Annotated in this window: 22 protein-coding genes and 1 tRNA gene; 7 read left to right on the forward strand and 16 right to left on the reverse strand. The window is 74.2% G+C overall.

The annotated features are described in order from the left end of the window. Nucleotides 1-66: 66 nt before the first annotated feature. A tRNA-Lys gene (locus Q9250_RS12965) sits at nt 67-139 on the reverse strand. 105 nt (nt 140-244) lie between these two features. On the opposite strand from Q9250_RS12965, the gene Q9250_RS12970 reads away from it, so the two are divergent. Next, entirely contained in the window at nt 245-715 is a 471-nt protein-coding gene (locus Q9250_RS12970; RefSeq protein WP_306232283.1) for a peroxiredoxin, read from the forward strand. A 6-nt stretch (nt 716-721) separates the two neighbouring features. Here the strand turns inward: Q9250_RS12970 and Q9250_RS12975 are convergent, their stop codons facing one another. After that, entirely contained in the window at nt 722-1,123 is a 402-nt protein-coding gene (locus tag Q9250_RS12975; protein ID WP_306232284.1) for a hypothetical protein, read from the reverse strand. Nucleotides 1,124-1,261: 138 nt separating this feature from the next. Between Q9250_RS12975 and Q9250_RS12980 the strand changes: the two genes are divergently transcribed. Next, on the forward strand, nt 1,262-1,510 hold the full coding sequence (locus Q9250_RS12980) for a WhiB family transcriptional regulator (protein WP_021010012.1): 249 nt from the start codon (nt 1,262-1,264) through the stop codon (nt 1,508-1,510). Nucleotides 1,511-1,594: 84 nt separating this feature from the next. On the opposite strand, the gene Q9250_RS12985 is transcribed toward Q9250_RS12980, so the two are convergent. The 3 genes from Q9250_RS12985 to Q9250_RS12995 are packed head-to-tail and all read right to left on the reverse strand — an operon-like array spanning nt 1,595 to nt 4,969. Next, the gene (locus tag Q9250_RS12985) at nt 1,595-3,103 is read right to left on the reverse strand and encodes a sensor histidine kinase (protein WP_306232285.1); all 1,509 of its coding nucleotides are present in this window, start codon (nt 3,101-3,103) and stop codon (nt 1,595-1,597) included. A gap of 4 nt (nt 3,104-3,107) precedes the next feature. Next, complete coding sequence (locus Q9250_RS12990; RefSeq protein ID WP_306232286.1) at nt 3,108-4,361, reverse strand: CpaE/TadZ family protein; 1,254 nt, start codon at nt 4,359-4,361, stop codon at nt 3,108-3,110. After that, the gene (locus Q9250_RS12995) at nt 4,358-4,969 is read right to left on the reverse strand and encodes a hypothetical protein (RefSeq protein WP_306232287.1); all 612 of its coding nucleotides are present in this window, start codon (nt 4,967-4,969) and stop codon (nt 4,358-4,360) included. The genes Q9250_RS12990 and Q9250_RS12995 overlap by 4 nt, the downstream gene beginning before the upstream one ends. Nucleotides 4,970-5,077: 108 nt before the next feature. Here Q9250_RS12995 and Q9250_RS13000 point away from each other — a divergent pair, with 108 nt between their 5' ends. Further along, on the forward strand, nt 5,078-5,326 hold the full coding sequence (locus Q9250_RS13000; RefSeq protein WP_306232288.1) for a helix-turn-helix domain-containing protein: 249 nt from the start codon (nt 5,078-5,080) through the stop codon (nt 5,324-5,326). Between the two features lie 35 nt (nt 5,327-5,361). Here Q9250_RS13000 and Q9250_RS13005 read toward each other — a convergent pair whose 3' ends face one another. Further along, the gene (locus Q9250_RS13005) at nt 5,362-5,931 is read right to left on the reverse strand and encodes a hypothetical protein (RefSeq protein WP_306232289.1); all 570 of its coding nucleotides are present in this window, start codon (nt 5,929-5,931) and stop codon (nt 5,362-5,364) included. 143 nt (nt 5,932-6,074) lie between these two features. Here Q9250_RS13005 and Q9250_RS13010 point away from each other — a divergent pair, with 143 nt between their 5' ends. Continuing rightward, nucleotides 6,075-6,488: an Rv3235 family protein gene (locus Q9250_RS13010; RefSeq protein WP_306232290.1), complete on the forward strand. Its 414-nt coding sequence runs from the start codon at nt 6,075-6,077 to the stop codon at nt 6,486-6,488. A gap of 83 nt (nt 6,489-6,571) precedes the next feature. Here the strand turns inward: Q9250_RS13010 and Q9250_RS13015 are convergent, their stop codons facing one another. Together Q9250_RS13015 and mca are read right to left on the reverse strand one after the other, a co-directional pair. Beyond that, nucleotides 6,572-6,874, reverse strand: coding sequence for a hypothetical protein (locus Q9250_RS13015; RefSeq protein ID WP_306232291.1), 303 nt, complete (start codon nt 6,872-6,874; stop codon nt 6,572-6,574). Then, nucleotides 6,874-7,728 (reverse strand): mycothiol conjugate amidase Mca, encoded by an 855-nt coding sequence (mca, locus tag Q9250_RS13020; RefSeq protein ID WP_306232292.1) that lies wholly within the window; start codon nt 7,726-7,728, stop codon nt 6,874-6,876. Before mca ends, Q9250_RS13015 begins: the two co-directional genes overlap by 1 nt. 89 nt (nt 7,729-7,817) lie before the next feature. Here mca and Q9250_RS13025 point away from each other — a divergent pair, with 89 nt between their 5' ends. Continuing rightward, complete coding sequence (locus Q9250_RS13025; protein WP_306232293.1) at nt 7,818-8,210, forward strand: DUF4307 domain-containing protein; 393 nt, start codon at nt 7,818-7,820, stop codon at nt 8,208-8,210. Between the two features lie 55 nt (nt 8,211-8,265). Next, nucleotides 8,266-8,754, forward strand: a complete 489-nt coding sequence (gene greA, locus Q9250_RS13030; protein ID WP_306232294.1) for a transcription elongation factor GreA — start codon at nt 8,266-8,268, stop codon at nt 8,752-8,754. 55 nt (nt 8,755-8,809) lie between these two features. On the opposite strand, the gene ilvA is transcribed toward greA, so the two are convergent. Beyond that, nucleotides 8,810-10,072 (reverse strand): threonine ammonia-lyase, encoded by a 1,263-nt coding sequence (ilvA, locus tag Q9250_RS13035; RefSeq protein WP_306232295.1) that lies wholly within the window; start codon nt 10,070-10,072, stop codon nt 8,810-8,812. After that, the gene (locus Q9250_RS13040; protein ID WP_306232296.1) at nt 10,069-11,220 is read right to left on the reverse strand and encodes an AI-2E family transporter; all 1,152 of its coding nucleotides are present in this window, start codon (nt 11,218-11,220) and stop codon (nt 10,069-10,071) included. The genes ilvA and Q9250_RS13040 overlap by 4 nt, the downstream gene beginning before the upstream one ends. Nucleotides 11,221-11,290: 70 nt before the next feature. Here Q9250_RS13040 and Q9250_RS13045 point away from each other — a divergent pair, with 70 nt between their 5' ends. Beyond that, nucleotides 11,291-12,514, forward strand: coding sequence for a winged helix-turn-helix domain-containing protein (locus Q9250_RS13045; RefSeq protein WP_306232297.1), 1,224 nt, complete (start codon nt 11,291-11,293; stop codon nt 12,512-12,514). Here the strand turns inward: Q9250_RS13045 and Q9250_RS13050 are convergent. The 6 genes from Q9250_RS13050 to Q9250_RS13075 are packed head-to-tail and all read right to left on the reverse strand — an operon-like array spanning nt 12,501 to nt 23,345. After that, entirely contained in the window at nt 12,501-13,259 is a 759-nt protein-coding gene (locus tag Q9250_RS13050) for a hypothetical protein (RefSeq protein WP_306232298.1), read from the reverse strand. The two genes, Q9250_RS13045 and Q9250_RS13050, sit on opposite strands and share 14 nt — an antisense overlap. Next, nucleotides 13,256-14,434 carry a DUF58 domain-containing protein gene (locus Q9250_RS13055; protein WP_306232299.1) on the reverse strand — a complete coding sequence of 393 codons (1,179 nt, stop codon included), beginning with the start codon at nt 14,432-14,434 and terminating at the stop codon, nt 13,256-13,258. The genes Q9250_RS13050 and Q9250_RS13055 overlap by 4 nt, the downstream gene beginning before the upstream one ends. Nucleotide 14,435: 1 nt before the next feature. After that, nucleotides 14,436-15,386 (reverse strand): AAA family ATPase, encoded by a 951-nt coding sequence (locus Q9250_RS13060; protein WP_306233999.1) that lies wholly within the window; start codon nt 15,384-15,386, stop codon nt 14,436-14,438. 20 nt (nt 15,387-15,406) lie between these two features. Continuing rightward, nucleotides 15,407-21,148, reverse strand: coding sequence for an Ig-like domain-containing protein (locus Q9250_RS13065; protein WP_306232300.1), 5,742 nt, complete (start codon nt 21,146-21,148; stop codon nt 15,407-15,409). Further along, nucleotides 21,145-22,503 carry a serine/threonine-protein kinase gene (locus Q9250_RS13070; RefSeq protein WP_306232301.1) on the reverse strand — a complete coding sequence of 453 codons (1,359 nt, stop codon included), beginning with the start codon at nt 22,501-22,503 and terminating at the stop codon, nt 21,145-21,147. Before Q9250_RS13070 ends, Q9250_RS13065 begins: the two co-directional genes overlap by 4 nt. Then, nucleotides 22,503-23,345, reverse strand: a complete 843-nt coding sequence (locus Q9250_RS13075) for a PP2C family protein-serine/threonine phosphatase (protein ID WP_306232302.1) — start codon at nt 23,343-23,345, stop codon at nt 22,503-22,505. The genes Q9250_RS13070 and Q9250_RS13075 overlap by 1 nt, the downstream gene beginning before the upstream one ends. Nucleotides 23,346-23,386: the final 41 nt, after the last annotated feature.

Here is a 23,386-nt window from a genome sequence, read left to right on the forward strand (position 1 = left end):
CAGGAGACCAACAAAAGGGCCCCTGACCGGGCAATTCTGCCAGTCAGGGGCCCTGCACTTCGTTCGTACACCCCCCGGGACTCGAACCCGGAACCAATTGATTAAGAGTCAACTGCTCTGCCAATTGAGCTAGAGGTGCATGGTTTCTCAACCGAGGATCAAGCGTAGCACGACTCCGGACGTACCCCCAACGCCCCGTGTCGGACCGTGCCGGGCAGCCCGCGGACGCTGGTTGGATGGGATCGTGACCCATCTCGAGCCCGGCATGCGCGCACCCGACTTCACGCTCCTCGATCAGGGCGGCAACCCCGTGTCGCTGGCCGACCTGCGGGGCCGCAGGGCGATCGTCTACTTCTACCCCGAGGCGCTCACCTCGGCCTGCCAGCAGCAGGCGTGCGACTTCCGGGATGCGGTGCCAGACCTCGGCGGGCACGGCTACGCGGTGGTCGGCATCTCGCGCGACCCGGTCGAGAAGCTCGCCCGGGCGCATGCGCTCGACGGCCTCACGTTCCCGCTCCTCAGCGATGAGGATCTCGCGGTGCATCGCGCCTGGGGCACCTTCGGCGAGAAGAACAGCTACGGCCGCATCGTCGAGGGCGTGCGCCGCTCGACCTTCGTGCTCGACGAGGCCGGCATCATCACCCACGCCTTCTACAACACCAAGGCGAAGGGCCACCTCGAGATGCTCGACAAGCGGCTCGCCTTTCGGGGCTGAGACCGTTCAGCGCTCCTCGCGCCGCAGCCAGCCGGTGACGCTCTTGCGCAGCACCAGCGCGAAGACGGTGATCGCCAGCGCCGCCATGACGAGCGCCAGCGGCACGGGGCCCTGACCGCCGTCGAAGGTGCCGAGCGCGACCCCCAGCAGCAGCACGTGCCAGACGACGGCCGCCGCGCGCGACCACGCCTTGCCGTCGAGCATGGCCTTGCCGGCGACCGCCAGGAACAGCGCAGAGCCCGCCGCGAGCACCGCCAGGAACAGGCCGCCGCCGATGTGCTCGAGCGGATCGCCGAGCGCCGAGACAGCGAGCCAGACGGCCAAGCCGATCATGCCGAGCCCCTCGAGCAGCATCAGGCCGCCGGCCCACGTCGCGGTCGCCGGACGGTCGCTCGAGACTTCACTCACAGAAGAAAACCCTTGCCTGTCGGTGGTGGCTGTGGAAACATAGAACGTCGGGCGGCAGTGCTGCAGCGCCCTCAGACTTCTGCGCCGCGATCGATCGCGATGCGCGACTTCCCCCTCCAATGTACAAGGAGCATGACTATGGATTGGCGTGATGACGCTGCCTGCCTCACGGTGGACCCCGAGCTCTTCTTCCCGGTCGGCAACACCGGCCCGGCGCTCGAGCAGATCGAGAAGGCGAAGGCCGTCTGCGCGACGTGCCCGGTGACCGAGATGTGCCTCCAGTACGCGCTCGAGACCAGCCAGGACTCCGGCGTGTGGGGCGGCCTCTCCGAGGACGAGCGCCGCGCGCTCAAGCGCCGCGCTGCTCGCGCCCGTCGCGCGGGCTGACCGCACCATACATCGCAAGCGGGGTCGCCGGAAGGCGGCCCCGCTTCGCTGTGTGCGGCCGGTCGTCGTCGGCCGCCCGCGGCGTCAGGGCTGCTCGGGCTCCCGGATGTACGCCAGCGGCACGCGCACGGTGACCTCGGTCCCCTCGACCGCCCTGGCGCCCCAGTCGATGGTGCCCGACAGCTCACCGGTGACCAGCGTCTTCACGATCTGGGTGCCGAGGCCCGAGCCGACCCTGCCGGCCGGCAGGCCGATGCCGTTGTCGCACACCTGCACCGTGAGCCAGGCGTCGTCGCGTCGCGCCGTGATGCGCACGAGGCCGTCCTCCTTGCCGGGCAGTCCGTGCTCGACCGCGTTGGTCACGAGCTCGGTGAGCGCGAGCGCGAGCGGCGTCGCGTAGCCGCTCGGCAGCACCCCGAACGAGCCGATGCGCTCGGTGCGCACGTGCGAGCCGTGCATCGAGGCCACCTCGCTCGTCAGCCGCACCGCGCGGTCGAAGACGGCGTCGAAGTCGACCGATTGGCTCAGCCCTTCGGAGAGCGTGTCGTGCACCACGGCGATCGACGACACGCGACGCTCGGCGTCCTGCAGCGCGGTGCGCGCCTCCTCGCTCTTCGTCCGCCGCGACTGGATCCGCAGCAGCGCGGCGACGGTCTGCAGGTTGTTCTTCACGCGATGGTGGATCTCGCGGATCGTCGCGTCCTTCGTGATGAGCGTCTGCTCCTGCGCCCGCAGGTCGGTGACGTCGCGCACGAGCACGATGGCGCCGATCCGCTCGGCGCCGTGCCGCAGCGGCAGCGCGCGCAGCGACAGCGTCACGGTGCGGGTCTCGATGTCGGTTCGCCACGGCGCGCGGCCGGTGACGACGAGCGGCAGCGCCTCGTCGACCTCCTGCGAGTCGTCGATCAGGTCGGTCGTCGTCTCGGCGAGCGACTCCCCCTCGAGCTCGCCGCGGAAGCCGAGCCGCGTGAACGCCGACAGCGCGTTCGGGCTCGCGAAGGTCACCGTGCCCGCCTGGTCGAGCCGGATCAAGCCGTCGGATGCGCGCGCGGCGCCCCGGCGCGGACCGGACGGGGCCGCCTGGTCCGGGAAGTCGCCGGCCGCGATCATGCGGAACAGCTCGTCGGCGCACTCCTTCGAGGTGCGCTCGAGCCGGCCCGCGCTGCGCGTGTCGGCGTGGTTGGCGTGCCTGGTGATGACGGCGATGGGGCGGTCGATCACCTTCGTCGACGGCTCGACCTCGCGCCGCCGCACCGGGATCGCGCGCACCTTGGCGTCGGCCTCGACGCCCCAGGTCGGCGAGTCGCCGGAGAGCGAGACGCCCTCCTGGTAGGCGCGATCGACCTGCTCGCGCCAGGCGTTGCGCACCGGCTGACCGAGGATGTCGCGGTAGAACAGCGTCGACGCGCCAGCGGGGCGCGCGTGCTGGGCCGCGATGTAGGCGTCGTCGTCGCCGGTCGGCAGCCACAGCACGATGTCGCCGATGGCGAGATCGGCCAGCAGCTGGAAGTCGGCGACCAGCCGGTGCAGCCATCGCATGTCGTCATCGCTCAGGTTGCCGTGGCGCTCGGCGATCGACGTCAGGCTCGTCACCACTTCAGCGTAGTGCCGCGCGCCAGGCTCGCCGTGGCCGCTCGGCGGCCCGCAGCGACGCGCGGCTCACGGGGGCCTCCTGCGGCAGCAGCGCCGTCGCGAGCTCCTGCACCTTGCGGCGCAGCCGCGAGCGCCCCGCGACGTCGACCAGCGGCCGGCCCTCGAGCAGCGCCGCGTCGGCGGCGCGCCCGTCGAACGGCCAGCAGGCCTCCGGCGTCACCTGCGCGAGCCGGCGCAGGGTCTCCTGCACGGCGCGCTCGGGCGCGATGCCGATGGCGGATGCGCGCACCTTGTTCACGACGACGCGCACGCGGGCCTGCGGCACCAGGTCGCGCAGCTCGGGCAGCGCCCGCACGAGCCGAGCGATGCCGACCGCGTCGCCGCCGGCGACCGCGACGACCTCGTCAGCAGCCTCGAGCGCCGCGAGCGTGGCGGCATGGCGGCGCGGCGCGAACAGGTCGCTGGAGATCTCCTCGTCGCGCTCGAGGCTGGCGGCCACGTCGACGACCGTCCAGTCGGCCCAGTCGCGGCAGCGCTCGAGCACCTCGGCGACCCGCTCCGCGCCGAGCTCGGGCCAGCGGCTCGCGCGGCCGATGCCGGTGAGCACCCGCAGCGTGCCGCCCATCGTGGGCACCTGCTGCGCGATGCGGTCGAGCTCGTCCACGGTGAGGCTGCCGGCACGGGCCAGTCGCGCGGCGGCGGCGAAGCCGGGCGACTCGTCGAGCAGGCCGAGGGCGGGTGCGATCGACGCGCTCGTGGTGTCGGCGTCGACGAGCGCGACGCGCTGACCGAGCACCGCGAGCTCGGCGGCCAGCGCGATCGCGGCGGTCGTGCGCCCCGGCGCCCCCGCCGGGCCCCACACCGCCAGCACGCGTCCGCGCGCTCGCTCCTCCTTCGGGGTCTGCTCGGCCGACGGCGCGACCGCGCCCTCGATCGCCGCGAAGCCGTCGGCCCAGGCGACCGCGTCGAGGCCCAGCGTCTGCGCGCGGGCGCGCTCGGGCGCGTCGTCGGCGAGCGCGACCAGTCGGAGGCCGCGCTGGTCGCAGACCTCCACCAGGGCGCGGGTGGCGTGATGCTCGCTCGCGACCACCAGCACGACGTCGATGCGCGGCTCGGCGTCGGCAGGTCGGGCGGCGAGCCGCTCGATGAGGTCGGCGGCGGTCGCGGCGCGGATGGCGACGCGGTGCCCGTGGCGTGCGGCCTCGCGGACGATCGCGTCCTCGCGCTCCAGGGGCGCCGAGACGGCGATGCCGATCACGGCGCCGACCCCACCGGCTGCGCCAGCGGCACGACGCTCAGCGCGTGCTCGTTCGAGACGGCCTCGAGCAGCAGGGCCGTCTGGTCGCGCGGCACCAGCAGCTCGAGCTGGGTGCCGGCGGAGGCGAGGATGCCCTCGTCCTCCAGCAGGCCCACCACGATCGCGTCGTCGACGAGCACCGACGGCGCCGCGAACCCCTCGTCGCCCGGCGCGGCCGTCCAGACATCGACCAGCGCCCCGGCGCGCACCGCGCTCGGCAGCGCGCCCTCGACGTCGATCACGACGGCGGCGCGCTCATCGCCCGCCGCGTCGCCGAGCGCGCGCAACGGCAGCACCTCGCCCTCGCCCACCGTCGCGGCGACCACCATCCCGACCGGGTCCGCGGACGCATCCAGGTATCGGTCCTGCGCCTGCGGCAGGCGGACATCGATCGGCTGCACGTCGCCTGCGGCGATCGTCTCGCCCGGCAGCAGCGTGCGCGTGGCCGACCAGGCGGTCTCGGTGCGCGCCGACTGCTGCACCACGAGCCACACGCCCGCGAGCGACGCGAGCACCAGCACGACGCCGATCACGAGCCGCGGATCCAGCCAGGTGCGGGATGCTGCCATGGTCTCCTCCTCGTCGACGGCACGAGCGTGGCAGGAGCGCGACGGGCGTCGCTGAAGTTCTCCACAGGGTCGCCGCACGTCGGCGCCGACTGGCCCACAATGGCTTCCATGTCGATCGAAGCCCGCCGCTTCCTCGCCGTCGCCGACGTCGCCGAGGTGCTCGGCACGTCGCCCGCCGCGGTGGTCGACCTGCTCGAGGAGGGCTCGCTGCTGGGCGTGCGCGTGCGCGGCGCGTGGCGCGTCGCCGACGACGAGGTGCAGGCCTGGATCGATCGCGAGATCGAGCTGGAGCGGCGCCGCGGGCTGTGGCGGCAGGCGCAGTCTGCGAGCATCGCCGACCTGTTCGGCGAGCGGTAGCCGACGCCCGCCGTGCCTGGAACGCGCAGGGCGCGTCAGGGCATCCGCACCCAGTCGAATGCCGAGAACGGCACGACCCGCCACGAGCGCACGCTGCTGCGGCGCGGATGCTCGCCCGGCTCGTGCACCGCGAGGTCGAGGTGGTCGCGCCCGACCCGGTCGATGGTGCCCGACACCGGCATCGTGCCCTCGAGGATGACCGCGGCACGGCGGCGGGCGAGGTCGCGCAGCGCGAAGGCGAAGCTCAGCCGCGCCTGCAGGTCGCCGGCCTCCTTCGCCGGCCGCACCGAGGCCGCCGCGCCGTCGGCGTCGAGCTCGATGCCGGCGATGGCGTGCAGCGGCACGATCGCGCCGGTGTCGGCGGGCGCGCCCTCGAGCACGATGCCGTTCAGCCAGTCGCGGCCGAGCGCCATCCGGCGCAGGCGCAGCCGCGCGCCGCCGCGCAGCGCGAGGTCGAGCTGCCGGGGCGCGGCGGCGATGCGGTCGCGCAGCTCGAGGCGGCCGACGCGGAAGCGCTCCTCCTCGGCCTCGAGGTCGCGCCGCTCGGCGCCCAGCTCGGCCTCGAGCTGGCTCTCGAGATCGTCGAACAGGTCCTCGAAGCGCACGACGGCGAATCTAACCGTCGCCGGACCCGGTCTGTCGAGCGTTCTCCACAGGGGAGTTCTGCCCATCCCCTGCCCCGCACGTTTCCGGCTACCTTCGCCCCACGGTGCCACCGCGGGCCGCCAGCGGATGCGAGGGGGCAGCGGTGAGCACGCAGCGACGACGGATGAACTCCGTGGATGCCGAGGAGTTCTTCGACTTCCAGCCGTGCTCGTCGGAGGGTCTGCCCGATCCCGTGCCGCTGATCGAGAACCTCGCGAGCAGCGTGATCGAGATCCTGCTGGGCGTGCGCGACGTGCAGCAGATCGCCCGCTGGGTCACCGAGACCACCTACGACCAGCTCACCGAGCGGGCGCTGACCGCTCGGCGCCGCCGCGCGGGCCAGTCGCACCGCGCGGTGCCCGGCTTCGCCGTCAGCGCCGTGCGCGCCTGCCACTCGGCCGACGGCGTGGTCGAGGGCTCGGCGGTGGTCCGCTCGGCCGGGCGCACGCGCGCCGTCGCGATCCGGCTGGAGGGGCTCGACGGGCGCTGGCGCGCGACCTCCGTGAACGTGCTGTGACGCGAGCATGCAGGGAGGTGAGCGTGCACTGAGGTGAGCGTGCACTGGCGAGAACGAGCACCGACGAGACCGTGCCCAGTCCGCTAGGCGCGGGGCTGCTCCTCGCCCGGCGACTCGGGCCGAGCGTCGGCCGTGGGCTCCGACGCGGCGTCCAGGGACGCATCCGCCGTCACGGGCGCCGCGGCGGCGGCGTCGCGCTCGGCGAGCTCCGCCTCGATGCGCTCGCGCGCCTCGGCACGGTTGTTGATGCGCGTGACCTGGCGGAAGAACACGAACATCAGCGCGATGACGACGACGCCGATCAGCGCCGTGGCCAGGAAGCCCTCCCAGCCGGGGGTCACCTGGTTGGGGTCGAAGCCCAGGTCGTCGGGGGTGGTCGGCGTCATCAGTCCTCCTCGACGCCTGCGAACAGGTCGTCCTCGGTGCCCTCGCGCGCCACGCGCGATCGCACCAGCTCGTAGTCATCGGTCGGCCACGCCTGCCGCAGCAGGTCGTTCGGCCAGAAGAAGAAGCGCGACTCGGGGTCGACCTGGCTCGCGTGCGAGCGCAGCGCCACGTCGCGCGCGTCGAGGTGCGCGCCGACGTCGACGCGCGTCGTCAGCGTGTGCCCGCGCTCGCCCAGGCGCGCCGCCCACTCGCGCACGAACGGCAGCCGCTCGTCGTCGGGGTCGGTCGCCTCGAGCGCGCCCAGCAGCGCCTGCAGGCGCGGCCCGCTCATCGAGCGGTCGTAGTAGACCTTCTGCACCTGCCACGGCTCGCCCAGCTCGGGCAGACCCTCGGCGGCGTGCTCGACCGCCCACATCGTCACCTCGTGGCAGCGGATGTGATCGGGGTGCGGGTAGCCGCCCATCTCGTCGTACGTGACGACCACCTGCGGCCGCAACCGCCGGATGAGCCGCACCAGCGGACGGCCGGAGATCTCGAGCGGCAGGGTCGCGAACGAGAGCGCGCGCAGCGGCTCGCCGACGTCGGGCAGCCCCGAGTCGACGTAGCCCAGCCACACGTGGTCGATGCCGAGCGCCGCCTGCGCGCCCGCCATCTCGAGCCGACGCACGCCGGTGATGTCGCGCGCGGCGCGGTGCAGCGGCTCGAAGCGCTCGTTGAGCACGCTGCCGCTCTCGCCGTTCGTGCAGGAGACGACCGTCACCTGCGCGCCCTCCGCGACGTAGCGGGCGAGGGTGGCGGCACCCTTGCTCGACTCGTCGTCGGGATGCGCATGCACCGCGAGCAGGCGTCGCACGATCACTCCCTCTCCCCCGCGGCCCCGGCCGCCGCACGGCGCGACAGATAGGCTGGAACCGCTCCCCCATCCTCCCACGACAGGCTCCCATGACCGATCTGCAGGCACGCTACGGCCGCACGCGCAGCTGGTCGCGACAGCAGCGGCTGCTCGGCATCGCCGCGGGCCTGGTCATGCTGCTGACCGCCACGCTCTGGATCTGGTGGGTGGGCACGGATCCCGCGCGCACGAGCCTCCAGGCGCGCGACCTCGGCTACGAGATCGTCGACGACACCACGATCCGCGTGGTGTTCGACGTGAGCGTCGAGGCGGGCACGCCGGTGACCTGCGCGGTCGAGGCGCTCAGCAGCGACTACAGCATCGTCGGCTGGCAGGAGGTGGAGCTGCCGGTGACCGACGCCTTCAGCTCGACCCACGTCGTCGAGCTGCGCACGAGCAAGCGGCCGACGACAGGATTGGTCTCGGAGTGCTGGCTGTCGTAGCATGGAGGTTGGACCGGCCCACTCGGGGCCGGTTCTGTGCATATCAGGAGACGACATGAACGGCACCACGGAGACCTGGCTGACCCGGGAGGCGCACGACCGCCTGCGCGGCGAGCTGGAGCACCTGCAGGGTCCCGTGCGCGCCGAGATCGCCAAGCGCATCGAGGAAGCCCGCGACGAGGGCGACCTGAAGGAGAACGGCGGCTACCACGCCGCCAAGGACGACCAGGCGCAGATCGAGGCGCGCATCGCCCAGATCACGCAGCTGCTGCGCACCGCCAAGGTCGGCGAGGCACCGCAGGCGGCGGGCGTCGTCGAGCCGGGCACCGTCGTCACGGCGACCATCGCCGGCGACGCGACCACCTTCCTGGTCGGCAACCGCGAGATCGCCGAGGCCGGCGACGAGCTCGACGTCTACAGCGAGGCGAGCCCGCTGGGCGCCGCGATCCTGGGCCTCAAGATCGGCGCGAAGACGAGCTACCAGACGCCGTCGGGCGCGAAGATCGACGTCGAGATCGTCGACGTGCAGACCTACCGGGGCTAGCCCCCGCACGACGATGGCCCCGCTGCGTGCGGGGCCATCGTCGCATCAGCAGCGACTAGAGCGGCTGCGGCTCGTAGCCGGCGCGCCGCAGCGCCTCGAGCACGCGCTCGGCATGCTCGGGGCCACGGGTGGTGACGGAGATGTCGATCGAGACGTCGCTGATCGAGGTCCAGGCGTCGTGCTGCGAGTGCAGCACCTCGACGACGTTGGCCTGCTCGTCGGAGACGATCTGGGCGATGATGGCCAGCTGGCCGGGGCGGTCGGGCAGCGCGATCCGCACCTTCAGGTAGCGCTGCGAGGCGGCGAGGCCGCGGCCGATGACGCGCTCCATGAACAGCGGGTCGATGTTGCCGCCCGAGAGGATCGCCACCGTGGGGCCGTCGGATGCGACCAGTCCGGTCATGATCGCGGCGGTCGCGACCGCTCCTGCAGGCTCGACGACGAGCTTGGCGCGCTCGAGCAGCATGATCATCGCGCGGGCGATGTCGTCCTCGGAGACGGTGACGATCTCGTCGACGGTCTCGCGAATGATCGAGAACGGCAGGTCGCCGGGACGGGCGACGGCGATGCCGTCGGCGATGGTCGGCTGCGTGACGATCGTCGTCGGCTCCCCCGCCTCCAGCGACTCGACGTAGGCGGCGGCGCGCTCGGCCTGCACGCCCACGATGCGCACGCGGCGGCCCTCGCGGTCGGCGCGCTGCCGGATCGCGGATGCCACCCCGGCCGCCAGCCCGCCGCCACCGATGGGCACGACGACCGTGGAGACATCCGGAACCTGGTCGAGGATCTCGAGGCCCACCGTGCCCTGGCCCTCGATCACGTCGAGGTGGTCGTACGGGGGCACGAAGGTGGCGCCGGTGCGGGCGACGTGGTCGATCGCGGCGGCCAGCGCCGTCTGGAAGTCGAGGCCGCGCAGCTCGACCGCCGCGCCGTAGTCGCGCGTCGCCTGCAGCTTCGGCAGCGCGACGCCGACCGGCATGAAGATGGTCGAGCGCATGCCCAGCTCGGTCGCCGCGAAGGCGACGCCCTGCGCGTGGTTGCCGGCCGAGGCCGCGACGACGCCGCGGGCGCGCTGCTCGTCGGAGAGCTTCGACAGCATGTTGTAGGCGCCGCGCAGCTTGTAGGCGCCCGTGCGCTGCAGGTTCTCGCACTTGAGGAACACCTCGGCGCCGTGCATGCCCGAGAGGTAGCGCGAGCGCTCCATCGGGGTCTCCTGCACGATGCCGACGAGCCGGGCGCGCGCCGCCTCGAAGTCGGCGAGCGTCGGGCCCGGCAGCGCGGTCGCCGGCGAGGCCTCGGGCGATGGCGTGTCGGTCACTGGACGACGTCCTCGATCTTCGGGTTCGGATGCGTGCGCCAGGTTCCGTGGGCGATCGTCTTCACGAAGATGTTCAGGAACGCCACCACCGGCACGGCGAAGAGCGCGCCGGCGATGCCGCCGATGGTCGAGCCCGCGGCGACCGCGAGCACCACCGCGAGCGGATGCACCTTCACGGCAGTGCCCATGATGAGCGGCTGCAGCAGATGGCTCTCGATCTGCTGCACGAGCAGCACGATGCCGAGCATGATGAGCGCCGGCACGAAGCCGAACGAGATGAGCACGACGAGCACGGCGATCGCACCGGTCACCACTGCTCCGATGATGGGGATGAACGAGCCCAGGAACACCAGGATCGCGATCGGCAGCACGAGCGGCATGCCGCCCTCGAAGAACAGGCCGAGGATGAAGGCGCCCAGCCCGATGCCGACCGCGTCGATGAATGCGACGAGCACCTGCACGCGCACGAAGTTGCCGAGCGTCACCCACCCGGCCCTCGCGGCGCCGTCGGTGGCGGGGCGCGCGGCGGCAGGCAGCAGGCCGACGAGGAAGCGCCAGATGCCGCGGCCGTCGGAGAGCGTGAAGATCAGCGCGAAGAGCGCCAGCAGCAGCCCGGCGGCGAAGTGGCCGACCGACGAGCCCACCGAGAGGGCGCTGGAGAGGATCGACGACAGGTCCTCGCGGACGGTGCCGAGGATGTTGGTGCCGAACTCGCTGACGTCCCGAGCCGAGATGCCGAACGGCAGCGACAGGATCCACGCCTGCGTCTCGTCCCAGAACTCGATCGCGCGCTGCTGCAGCGACGGGTACTCCGCGCGGATCTGCGAGACGGCCAGCCAGGTGAGCCCCGACACGAACACCAGCAGCCCGACGACCGCGAGCGCCACCGCGAGGCCGCGCGGCCAGCGGTGCCGCACCAGGAAGTCGACGGCCGGCCCGAGCAGTGCGGTGAGCAGTGCGGCGACCAGCACCGGGATCACGATGAGGCTGAACTGCATGATCAGCCAGATCACGACCGCGGAGGCCGCCGCGATGGCGACGAAGCGCCACGCCCAGGCGCCGGCGATCCGCATGCCGCGGGGCACGGCGGCGTCGCCAGCCGCGAGCGGGGCTCGCGGCCCCTCGACCTTCAGCCGTCGGAGCACCATTGCTCGATCCTACGGGCGCGGGCTGTACCGGAGACGCCATGCGTCGGCGGCCGTTGCTAGCCTCCGAGGCGTGAGTCGCCCCGACCGTATCCCCGCCGCGCAGGCGCGCCGCATCGCGATCGCCGCCAGCGGTCTGCACGGCGCGATGCCCGGCGAGCGCGGGCGCACCGGCCCGAAGACGCTCGAGCGCGCCATCGGGCGGCTCGGGCTGCTGCAGCTCGACTCGGTCAACGTCTTCGAGCGCAGCCACTACCTGCCGCTGCTCGCGCGCCTGGGGCCCTACGACCGCGGCGCGCTCGACCGGCTCGTCCACCACGACCACGGGCGCCGGCTGGGCTCCTACACCGAGTACGTCGCGCACGAGGCGGCCATCCTGCCGGTCGCCGACTGGCCGCTGTGGGCCTGGAAGCGGCAGCAGCCGATGCGGCCGAACGACGAGCGCTGGGCCGACGAGCACGCCAGCCTGGTCGCCGACGTGCGCGCCGAGTTCGCCGAGCGCGGCCCGATGCGGCCGAGCGACATGGAGCACCCAGCGCACGAGCGGCTGCCGGGCGGATGGTGGAACAAGTCGGATGCGTACTGGGCGACCGCGGTGCTCTTCCGGCGGGGCGATCTGGTCACCGTCGGGCGCTCCCGCTTCGAGCGGCGCTACGCCGTGGCCGAGGCGGTGCTGCCGGAGGCGGCGACCGGCGCCGTCGACCGCGGCGACGCACAGCGCGAACTGGTGCGCCGGGCGGCGGCCGCGTACGGCGTCGCGACGCTCGACGACCTGGCCGACTACTACCGGCTGAAGGTCGCCGACGCCAAGGTCGCGATCGCCGAGCTGGTCGACGCGGGCGAGTTCGAGCCCGTCGAGGTCGACGGGTGGGGGCGGCCCGCCTACGTGACGCCCGGCGCCCGCGCGCCCCGACGCATCCGCTCGACCGCGCTGCTGTCGCCGTTCGACCCGCTGGTGTGGTTCCGGCCGCGGGCGGAGCGCATCTTTGGGTTCGAGTACCGCATCTCGATCTACACGCCGGCCGCCGAGCGGCAGCACGGCTACTACGTGCTGCCGGTGCTGATCGACGACCACCTGGTCGGCCGGGTCGACCTGAAGAGCGACCGTCGGGCGGGCATCCTGCGGGTGCAGCACGCGACGATCGAGCCCGCGCACGGCGAGCGTGCGGCCGAGCTCGCCGCTCGGCTCGCGCCGGCCCTCGCCGAGGCTGCTGCCTGGCAGGGGCTCGACCGGGTCGAGGTCACCGGGCCGGGCACGTGGGCGCGCCAGGTGGCTGCGGCGGTCAGGGCGGGCTGAGCCGCGGGAGGCGGACCGGGTCGCGGGAGGCGGGCCGGGTCGCGGGGCGCGGCAGGTGGCGCGGGACGCGGCCGCGTCGCGAGGCGCGGACCGGGTCGCGCGCGGCGACCGCGGCGACCGCGACGCCGGCGCCGACGCGGCGGGCGAGCGACGAGAGCGGGCGGGGCGCCCGGCTGCGGCGGCGCGCCTGCCGCACGACCGTGATGTAGCCGCCGATGGGCAGCAGCGCCACCACGCCGGTCAGCCACGGCGCCGGCGCCGCCAGCGGGCCCCAGAGGATCGCCCAGACACCGATCAGCGTCGGCACGAGCGCGGCGACCTCGGCGCTGCGGGAGCGCAGGGCCACGTGCACGCCCAGCATGGTGCCGAAGAGCACCAGCAGCAGCGGCGCCATGAGCAGCGCGTCGTCGCTGCCGACGGGCAGCTCGATGGTGAGCAGGCGCCGCCAGGAGAGCACGACGGCGGCGGCCGCGTCGAGGAACCCCTGCCATGCCTCACCGCGGGCGATGCGCTGCGGCGTCGTGAGCGGCACCGCGAGGAGCGCGAGGGCTGCGATGCCGGTGAGCACCATCGAGATGCCGTGCCAGCCGCGCACCGCGCCGAGCACGCCGATCCCGGCACCCACGAGCAGGCCGACGGCGAGCGCGACCACCAGCTGCAGGGTGCCGAAGATCCACCACATGGGCACGCACGCCGCCGCGATCGCGAGCAGCAGCAGGCCGACCGCCGGAGCCCGCCGGATCATCGCTGCCCCGCATCGCCGATGCCGCGGGAGAGGTCCTCGATCGCGCCGATCGTGACGACGTCGGCGTCGCCGAGGCGCGAGCGCGAGGGCAGCGCGCCCACCGCGGCGCGCACGACCACCGAGACGACGCCCGCCGGCATGCCGTTGGCCGCGGTGCGGAGGGTGCGAGGCGGCACGGTGGAGCCCGTGATCAGCCAGGCGACGCTGCCGGGGGCGGTGCCGCGGGCGGCGCGCGCGGCGGCGGCGATGCCGAGCCCGCTGCGCGGCTCGAGCACCGCGAGCGCGTCGAGCAGCCGCTCGCGGGTGGCGGCGTCGACGGGCCGCGCGGGGCCGCGCTCGGTCTGCGGGCTCTCGACCACGCGCAGCGTGCGCCGGTCGCCGATCGCGGCGAGCCCGAGCGTGCCGACGAGCGACAGGGCGAGCTCGAAGTCGTCGCCGTCGTACTCGCTCGGGTCGGTCGAGATCACGATGAGGGTGTCGGCGCGGCGCGAGGGCTCGAACTGCCGCACGAGCAGGGTGCCGTGCCTGGCGCTCGAGCGCCAGTGCACGAGCCGCCGGTCGTCGCCGGGCGAGTACTCGCGCAGGCTGTGGAACGAGACGTCGTCGGCGGTGCGCTCGGCGGCGGCCTCGCCGTCGAGGTCGCGCACGATGCCGCCCGCGCCGCCCGGCAGCCGCACCACGCGCGGGTGCACGACGAGCGTGCGGGTCTCGGTCAGCCGGTGCCGGCGCTCGAGCACGCCGAAGGGGTCGGTGCGCAGGATGGTCGCCGGGCCGATCGTGCGCAGGCCGCGCCGGCTGGTGTCGAGCGGCACCGAGCGCAGCACCTTCCCGCCGACCGCCAGCGGCGGGATCTCGAGCACGGCCTCCTCGTCGCCGACGTCGAGGTCGACCTGCCGCGGGGTGGCGGCGCGCGTCGGCCGCGAGACCTCGACCAGGGCGAGCGCCTCGGCGCCGACCGGCACGCGCTCGGCGCTCAGCCCGATGCGGGCGCGGGCCCACCGCTCCCCCACGATCCAGGGGATGGCGCCGACCAGGAGGGCCGCGGATGCCACCGCGGCGACCAGCGCCTCCGCCCAGCCGAGTCCGCGGGCGACGAGCACGCCGATCGCGACGACCGCCAGCAGCACCCAGCCCCAGGGGGTGATGGCGCGCAGGGCAGCGTCGAGCCAGCGCATGTCAGCGCCTGGGCGGTGCCACCGTGAGCATCAGCTGCTGCACGATGCTCTCGGGGCGGACGTCGTCGAACTCCGCCTCCGGCTGCAGCACGAGGCGGTGCGCGAGCGCGGGCACCGCGAGCGCCTTGACGTCGTCGGGGGTCACGTAGTCGCGGCCGTGGATCGCGGCCCACGCGCGCGCGGTGCGCACCAGCGCCAGGGCGCCGCGCACCGACACGCCCAGGCGCACCTCGTCGGCCTGGCGAGTCGCCTCGACCAGCCGGGCGACGTAGTCGACGATCGACGCCTCGACGTGCACCCCGCGGATCTGCCGGGCGAAGCCGAGCACGATGGTCGAGTCGGCGATCGGCGCGAGGTCCTCGGGCTCGACCTCCTCGCCGGAGGAGGTGAGGATGCGCAGGGTCGAGGCGTGGTCGGGGTAGCCGATCGAGACCTTGAGCGCGAAGCGGTCGACCTGCGCCTCGGGCAGCTGATAGGTGCCGGCGTGCTCGATGGGGTTCTGCGTGGCGATGACCATGAACGGCTGCGGCACGGCGTGCGCGACGCCGTCGACGGTCACCCGGCCCTCCTGCATCACCTCGAGCAGCGCCGACTGCGTCTTGGGGCTGGCGCGGTTGATCTCGTCGGCGAGCACGACGTTCGCGAACACGGGTCCGCGGCGGTACTCGAACTCGCGCGTGCCCTGGCTCCAGACGCTCACGCCGGTGATGTCGCCGGGCAGCAGGTCGGGCGTGAACTGGATGCGCTGCGAGGTGCCCGAGATCGACGCGGCGAGCGCCCGCGCGAGCGAGGTCTTGCCCGTGCCTGGGTTGTCCTCGATGAGCAGGTGGCCGTTGCTGAGCATGGCGGTGAGCGCCAGCTGCACGACGTGGGGCTTGCCCACGAGCACCCGCTCGACCTGCTCGGAGACCCGCTCGGCCAGCTCCTGGATGCTCGCGACGTCGACGCCCAACGGCGCCTCCTCCCTGTTGATCACAGCCCGCATCCTGCGACGGTCGGCAGGAGGTCTCGGTACTCCTGCGGTGCTCCGGACTCCGCATAGGTTACGACGCCCCGGGCGCGCACCTCGGTCGCCCCGGCGGGAACGGGCTCCGTCGAGGGCCGTTCCGGGCTCCAGGCGGCCCCCACGAGGTACGACGCGACGACCGATCCCTGCGCCAGCAGCGTGGCATTCGCGGGCGGCCGCGCGTCGAGCGGCACGAGCGGTCGGCAGGTGACGACCTCGGCCCGCAGGCTGAGCGGCATCTCGGCGCCGACGCCGCGCGGTTCGGAGCACACGCCGCCGGCGCCCGCCCCGGAGGGCGCGCAGACGCGCAGCTCGACGTTGGCGGTGCGGCCGTAGCCGAAGGCGGTCTGGGTCGGCGTCAGCCAGGAGCCCTGCGAGACGCGCACCCACGCCGGCTCGACGGTCTGCGGCGCCTGCGTGACGCGCGCCTCGAGCCAGGTGCCGTCGGCGGGCGTCGGCGCGCGCACGAGCTGCAGGTCGACGGCGTCGTCGCGGGCCTGGGCCTGCGCGACTCCGGCGGCGACGGTGGCGGCGGATGGGTCGACGGGCATGGGCGTGCCGAAGATCGGATCCGACACGGAGACCGAGCAGTGCCAGCCGTTGTCGGCGGTGACGGCCACGACGGAGCGCGAGCCGTCGGCGATCGGCAGGCTCGCCTCGAGCGCGGTGTCGCCCGCCGGCGTGCCGGTGCCCGTGCTCGTGCAGGCGTGCACCGCGCCGATCGGCTCGACGTGCGCGGTGTAGCGCACGGCGGCGGCGCCGCCCGCATCGACGGCCGACCAGCGCACGGTCACCCGGCCGCCGTCGTTGCCGGTGATCAGCACCGGCCCGGTGGCGGGCTGACCGACCGCGGTGAAGGGCAGCGGCGCGGCCGGCCACCGCCAGCTCGCGTCGGGCACGCCGGCGCGGTTGGTGGCCGCGACCTCGATCGAGTAGGCGCGGCCGGGCGTCAGGCCGGAGACCACGGCGGCGCGCTCGTTCGCGCCCACCCGCACGAGCTGGTCGAGGCCGCCGCCCGAGACCCGCACCAGGTAGGCCTCGATGGGGGTGCCACCGGCGGGCTGCGGCACGCCCTGCCACACCACCCGCACCGCGCCGGGCGCCGTCGAGGGCGCAGCCTGCACGCCGGGCACGAGCGCGGGCAGCTGATCGGCGTGCACGGGCTCCGAGGGCTCGGACGGCAGGCTGTCGCCGAGCGCGTTCGTGGCGATGGCCTGCAGCCGCAGCTCGACGCCCGGTGGCAGGCCCTCGATGCGGCAGCGCGGCGTCGCGCCGCAGGCGACGTCGACGCCGGCGGCGCGGTTGACGACGCGGTAGCCGGTGATCGGGCTGCCGTTGCTCACGGGCGGCTCGATCGCCATGGTCACGACGCCGTCGATGTGCTCCTCGAACGCCTGCACCGGCGGCGCGGGCGCATCCGGCACGTCCTGGACCGTCACGGTGATCGGGCTCCAGACGCCGCGCCCGGGCTGCCCGGTGGCGTCGAGCACGAGCACCTGCACGATGGTGGCGCCGATCACCGCTCCCGGCGACGCGGTGATCTGCACCGTGTCGCCGCTCACCGCCGCGGTGATGCCACGCTGCGCGGCACCCCCGTCGCGCATCGCCCCGATGCGCAGCGGCGTGGTCGGGAACGGGTTCGACGCCTCGTCGTTCAGCAGCGGCGAGACCGTCGCGGCCGCGCCGCGCTGGACCGTCACCTCGTCGGGCAGCGGTGCGGCCAGGGGCGCCGTGGTCGAGATCACCGAGAGCACGATCGCGCCCGGCAGGCCGACGCCGGCGCTGTCGCGCACGCCGATCGGCAGCTCGGCGATCGTGCCAGGGTCGGTCTGATCGAGCGCTCGGACGGTGAGCTGGGCACCGGCGATGCTCGCCTGGAAGCCCTCCGGCACGGTGCCGGCGAGCGACCAGCTGGCTCCCGCGAGGCGAGCAGGGTCGGGCGCGCGCGTGACGCGGCCGAGGTCGATGACCCGCTCGGTGCCGGGCTCGAGCTGCACGAAGGAGCCCAGCACCGTCAGCGGCACGCCGTCGCCGGCGAGCACCTCGATGGGCAGCACGATGGTGGCGACGCGGCCGTCGGGGTCGCCGGCGCCGTCGCCGTCGGTGACCTCGAAGGTGATGCTGGCCGGCCCGAAGTAGCCCGGCTGCGGCACGAAGCGGAGCGTCTTCAGGTCGATCACCGGGTTCGAGCCATCGGTGGGCGAGGCCTGCACGGTGCTGGCATCCGTGATCTCGGCGCCCTGGCCGTCGACGGTGTCGACGACGTCGTCGACGGCGATCTCGAGCGTCTCGCCCGCGCTCACGGTGAGCGGCGCGACGCCCGCCTTCAGCTGCGGCAGGGCGTCGCGGCGGCCGGGCACCGCGATGACCGCGGTCGTCTGCGCGCTCGGGTCGTCGGTGCGGGCGACCGTGAACGGCACGAAGCGGGTGCGGTCGGCGACGGCGATCTCGATCGTGCCGTCGTCGCGCAGCACGACCCCCTCGGTGATCAGCGGCAGGCTGGCCGCGAGCGCATCGGTGCGGCCGTCGCGCACCGTGGCGTGGTCGAGCGGATCGATGCGCACCGCGTCGGCCTCGGCGATCGACTGGATCGCCACCTGCACGTCGAGCACGTCGGGCGGGGGCGGGGGCGCCGCCGGGTCGACGTCGAGCCGCAGCCAGCTGGCGGCTGCCGTGCCGGCGGAGTTCTCCACCGTGACGACCACGCCGATGTCGGTGCTGCCCGGGCCAGCGGTGACGAGCACGGCGTCGTCGCGGATCTCCGCACTGGCGCCCGGGCTGGCGGTCTGGACGTCGACGATCTCGAGCGGCAGGCCCGCGGGGTCGCTGTCGTTGTCGAGCACGGGCACGACGAGCGTCGAGTCGGGCCGCATCGCTGCGCGGTCGCCCCCCAGCACCGGCGGCAGCGCCGGCGACGGCTCGACGACCACCACCCGCACGAGGCCCTCGGCGCTCGCCCCCTGGTCGTCGACGATCCGGTAGCGGAACTCGTCGATGCCGCGGGCGTAGTCGCCGGCCTGGTAGCGCAGCGTCGACCTGCCCGCCTGCGTGACGAAGCCCTGCGAGGGCGCGGTCGAGGGGCCGAGCAGCTGCACCGGGTCGCCGTTGGGGTCGGCGCTCGAGAGCGGCAGCGGCAGGTCGACGCTCGCTCCGCCGACCACGCGCGCCTCGACCGTCGGCACCGCCGGCGCCGCGTTGGTCGTGCGCGCCGCCGCCGCGACCTGCAGCGTGATGTCGGCGGTCGCGATCTGCCCGTCGGGGCCGCGCACGGCGTAGGTGGCGGTGAACGTGCCGGGCGTCGCCGGGGCGACGAAGCGCATCCGCTCGCCGTCCGCGAAGAGCAGGCCGCCCTCGGGCGGCGCGACGATCTCGGCCTGCAGCTCGAGCGGCAGCCCGTCGGGCTGCTCGTCGTTGGCGAGCACCGGGATGTCGACGAGCCCGCCGGGGCGCACGGTGACGAGGTCGTCGCGCGCGATCGGGCTCTGCACGGCGGCCGCGCCGGTCGTCGACACGAGCAGCTGGCCGGTCGACGACTGCACGCCGTTCGTCACCGTGAAGCGCACCGCGGCCTGCCCGTCGAGATCGTCGACGAGCGACAGCCGCAGCTGCTCGGCGTCGACCACCTCGGCGCGCACCGCCGGGTCGTCGCTCGACGCGAGGGCGAGCGCCAGCACGCCGCCGGAGGGGTCGTAGGCGAGGTCGTCGACGTCGAGCGCGACGGTGCCGATGGGCGGCAGCGCGGCCCGCACCGGCATCGTCACCGGCGCGCTCGAGGCGTCGGTCGCATCGAGCACGCGCACGAGCACGCGGCCCTCCATCGTCGTGACCCCGTCGGTGACCACGTAGGCGAAGCGCAGCAGCCCGGTGCCGTCGGGCCGCACGCGGATCGTGCCCTCGGCGAAGCTCGGCTCCACCGGCAGCCCGGGTGCGATCACGTTGTGCAGGCTGAGCTCGCCCTCGCCGCCCCTGGCCGCCAGCAGCGGCTCGAGCACCAGCTCCTGCCCCACGCGGGTGACGGCGGTCACCGGCTGCGCGCCGATCGCCACCGTGCCGGCGTGCACGGTCAGCACGATGGGCGCGGTCGACGTCGCCCGTCCGTCGCTCACGGTGACCTGCACCTCGCGCTCGGCGCCGGAGCCGCCGTCGGTGAACTCGAGCCGGCCGTCGGCGCGCACGCTGACGCGGTCCGGCGCCTCGACCGACGCGCCCACCACCGCGAGCGGGTCGCCGTCGGGGTCGAGCCAGCCGTCGAGCGCATCCAGCACGAGCGTGCCGCCCGTCTCGAGCGTCGCCTGCGCGGGGCGCACGAGCTCCGGCGGCTCGTTGCCGACCCGCGGCAGCACCGTCGCGACCGCCGTATCGTCCTCGACGCCGTCGGAGACCGCGTAGTCGATGCGGGTGGCTCCCGAGTCGGGAGCCTCGAGCCTGATGCTGCGGCCGTCGGGGGTGATGGTGGCGGATGCGTCGCTGCGGTCGGTCGCGATCTCGGTGATCACGAGGGGGTCGCCGTTGGCATCGCTGTCGTTGAGCAGCACCGGCAGCACGGTCACGGCGCCGGGCCGGGCGCCGAGCTCGTCGTCCTCCGCCACGGGCGGCACCGGCGCGGCCTCGACGGTCTCCTCCACCGTCTCGCCGTCGGACGGCGCCTGCGGCGCGGGCTGGTCGTCGTCGACCTGCCAGCCCTCGATGCGGGCGCCCGAGCGGTCGATCGCCCAGGCGTCGCCGGTGCCGGAGTCGACGAGCGCGGTGGCGCTGCCGCGCTGCAGGATGCGCAGCGTCGCGTCGAGCGAGACGCCCTGCAGCGCGAGCACCACCGACTCCTCGCCCTCGCACGAGCGCCAGCCGGTGCCGTCCCGCCAGGCTGCGTACACGCATCCGTCACTGACGACCGGCCGCGCCGGCTGCCCGCTGGTGCCGGAGGCGAGCGTGGTGGCGGCGGGCACGCCGAGCTGCTGCCGCACGAGCGAGTCGTCGGTGGCGTACAGCACGGCGGATGCGTCGGGGCCGGGCTCCTGCAGGCGCACGTCGGTCGCGTCGACCGCCGTCTGCCAGGTGCTGGTCGACAGCACGCCCGAGCCCGCGTCGTAGAGCACCCACTGGTCGCCGAGCGCCGTCAGCTGCAGGTCGGGCGCCGACGGCGACACGGGGGCGCGGTCGCTCGAGGCGATCTCGCCGTCGTCGTCGACGCGCAGCACCCGCCCGAGGCCGGGCGAGGCCGCGAGCAGGCTCGTCTCGCTCAGCGCCGCGACGCCGCCGCGGCCGAGCGCGACGACCGGTGCGTCGAGCCCGATGCCCTCGGCGATCGCGCCGGCGGTGGTGCGCCAGACGTCGCCGGTCGTGGGCGAGGTGATCGCGATGCGGTCGTCGCGCACGACCACCAGCGCGCCGGCGTCGATCGGCACCGCGGGGCCCGCCTGCGCGGCGCCCTCGCGGACGACGCGGATGGCGGATGCGTCGCGGTCGACGATCACGGTGCCCGAGGGGGTCTGGTGCGCCTCGTCGACGCCGCCGACCTCGATGGTGCGCTCGATGGTGGCGTTCGCGGTGTTCGCGAGGCCGATCGCGCCGGCCCCGCCGTTCGCCACCCACACGCTCGAGCCGTCGAGCTGCGGCTCGATGGCCTGGTAGCCGGGGCTCAGCACCGCGCCGACCACGATGCCGGACACCAGGATCGAGCCCAGCGCGAGGCCGAGGCGGCCGCGCTTCACGGCAGCGGCTCCCCGCACGCCTCGGTGGTCTCGCCGGTCGATCCGTCGCGGTTGACGGCCACGGTGATGCACAGCCGATCGCCCGCGGCGCCCGACATCGCGAACTCGCGGCCGCCCTGGATCAGCGCATCCCCGGTCGACGTGCGCACGTGATAGGTGTCGGTGTCGACCAGGCCCGGATCCTCCCAGGCGAACGCGACACGGCCAGGCTGCGCCTCGACCGCGATCTCGCCGACGACGGGGATCTGCGTGGTCAGGCTCGCGAGCGCGAACGCCGCGGCGGTGACGATGCCCAGCACGACGACGCTCGCGGCCGCGATGCCGATGCCGACGGCGAAGCGCTTCGGCTTCTGCGGCTGGCGCCGGCCGGTCGACTGCGAGATGTCGACCCGGCTGCCGGTGATGCCGGGAGACCGACGCGACCTGCGCTGTCGCAGCCGCAGCGCATCCGAGTCGTCCTCCGTCTCCGCCTCGATGACGGCGTCTGCCGCCCACGCGTCGACCTCGACCTCGATCGGGGTGACGTCGAAGCCGAGCTCGGCCTGCACGCGCTGCAGCTCGAGCAGCATCGCCTCGACGCTCTCGAAGCGGTCGCCGGGCTTGGCGGCCAGGGCCTTGTCGAGCACGGTGCGCAGCGCCGAGGGGATCGCGCGCGACGGCAGCAGGTCGTGCGCGATGATGCGCTCGGTGAGCGCGGCGTGGTCGTTGGCCCGGCCGGGCTGCTCGGCGGGGCTGCGGCCGGCGATGAGCGAGAAGACGGTCGCGCCGAGCGACCACACCTCGGTCGCGATGGTGCCGCCGGTGTCGCCGCGCAGCACCTCCGGCGCGGCCCACGGCACCGAGACGCCGGCGGCCTCGGTCGCGTCGTGCTGCAGGCCGGCGATGCCGAAGTCGCTGAGCACGGGGTGGCCGAACGAGGTGGTGAGGATGTTGGCGGGCTTGATGTCGCGGTGCAGCACGCCGGCGCGGTGCGCGGTCTCGAGCGCTGCGCCGATGCGTATCGCCACGCGCATGGCGGCCTCGGGCGCGAGCGGCTCGGTGCGGAATCGCTCGCCCAGCTCGGGGCTGGCGAGCTCCATGACCAGGTACGGGCGGCCATCGCTGGCGACGGATGCGCTGTGGACGGTGAGGATGCTGGGGTGCGACGAGAGGCGCCCCATCAGGTTGACCTCGCTGCGGAACGACCGGCGGACCTCCTCGTCGACGAGCTCGGCGAGCAGCACCTTGACCGCCACCGGTCGGCGCGGCAGCGCCTGCTCGTAGAGGAACACGTCGGCGTAGCCGCCCGTGCCCAGCACGTGCAGGTGCGAGAAGCCGGGCAGGACCGGCGGCGCTGAGGGGAGCCGCCTGGCCATCAGGACCGCCTGGGCTCCTCGTCGCGCAGCGTCGTCCGCGGCACGGTGCGGTCGACGTCGTCGACGGTGGGGGCCTGCGTGACATCGATGACGATGACGGTCACGTTGTCGCGGCCGCCGCTGTCGAGCGCCGCGGCGACGAGCGCCTGCGCGGCGTCGGCCGGCTCGTCGTGCTCCCACAGCAGGCGCTCGATGTCGACGTCGTGGAGCTCCTTGGTGAGGCCGTCGGAGCAGACGAGCAGGCGCAGCTGCGGCATGATCGGCAGCAGGAAGTAGTCGGGCACCGGGTCGATGCCGGCGCCGACGCCCCGCGTGACCACGTTGGCCTCGGGGTGCGTCTCGGCCTCCTCCTCGGTGAGCAGGCCCGCGTCGATGAGCTCCTGCACGACCGAGTGGTCGATGGTGATGCGGGTGAGCCGCTCCCCCAGCATCGCGTAGGTGCGCGAGTCGCCCACGTTGAAGACGGCGAAGTGCGGGGCGCCCTCGTGCAGCGCGAACGCGCAGCCGGTGACCGTGGTGCCCGCGGCGCCCTCGCCGTCGCCCAGCAGCTCGATCTCGTCGGTGGCGCGGCGCAGCGCCTGGACGACGTCGATCGGCTCGACCGTCTCGAGCCCGCCGAGGGCGCCGAGCTGCTCGGCGACCGCCTTGCTGGCCAGATCGCCGTGCGAGTGCCCGCCCATCCCGTCGGCCACCGCGAACACCGGTGGCTGGGTGACGAGGGAGTCCTCGTTGTGCTGGCGGCGGAAGCCGGTGTCGGTCAAGCCGGCCCAGCGCACAGCGAACTGGCGGGCCTCCGGCCCCTGTGTCGCGTACTCGCCGCTCGCCGCTCCGATGTGGGTCACGTCCTCCAGTCTTCCATGCTCGTGGCGTCGCGCCCGCATCG

The sequence above is a fragment of the Agrococcus beijingensis genome (assembly GCF_030758955.1).
In the GTDB taxonomy this organism is placed as follows: Bacteria; Actinomycetota; Actinomycetes; order Actinomycetales; family Microbacteriaceae; genus Agrococcus; species Agrococcus beijingensis.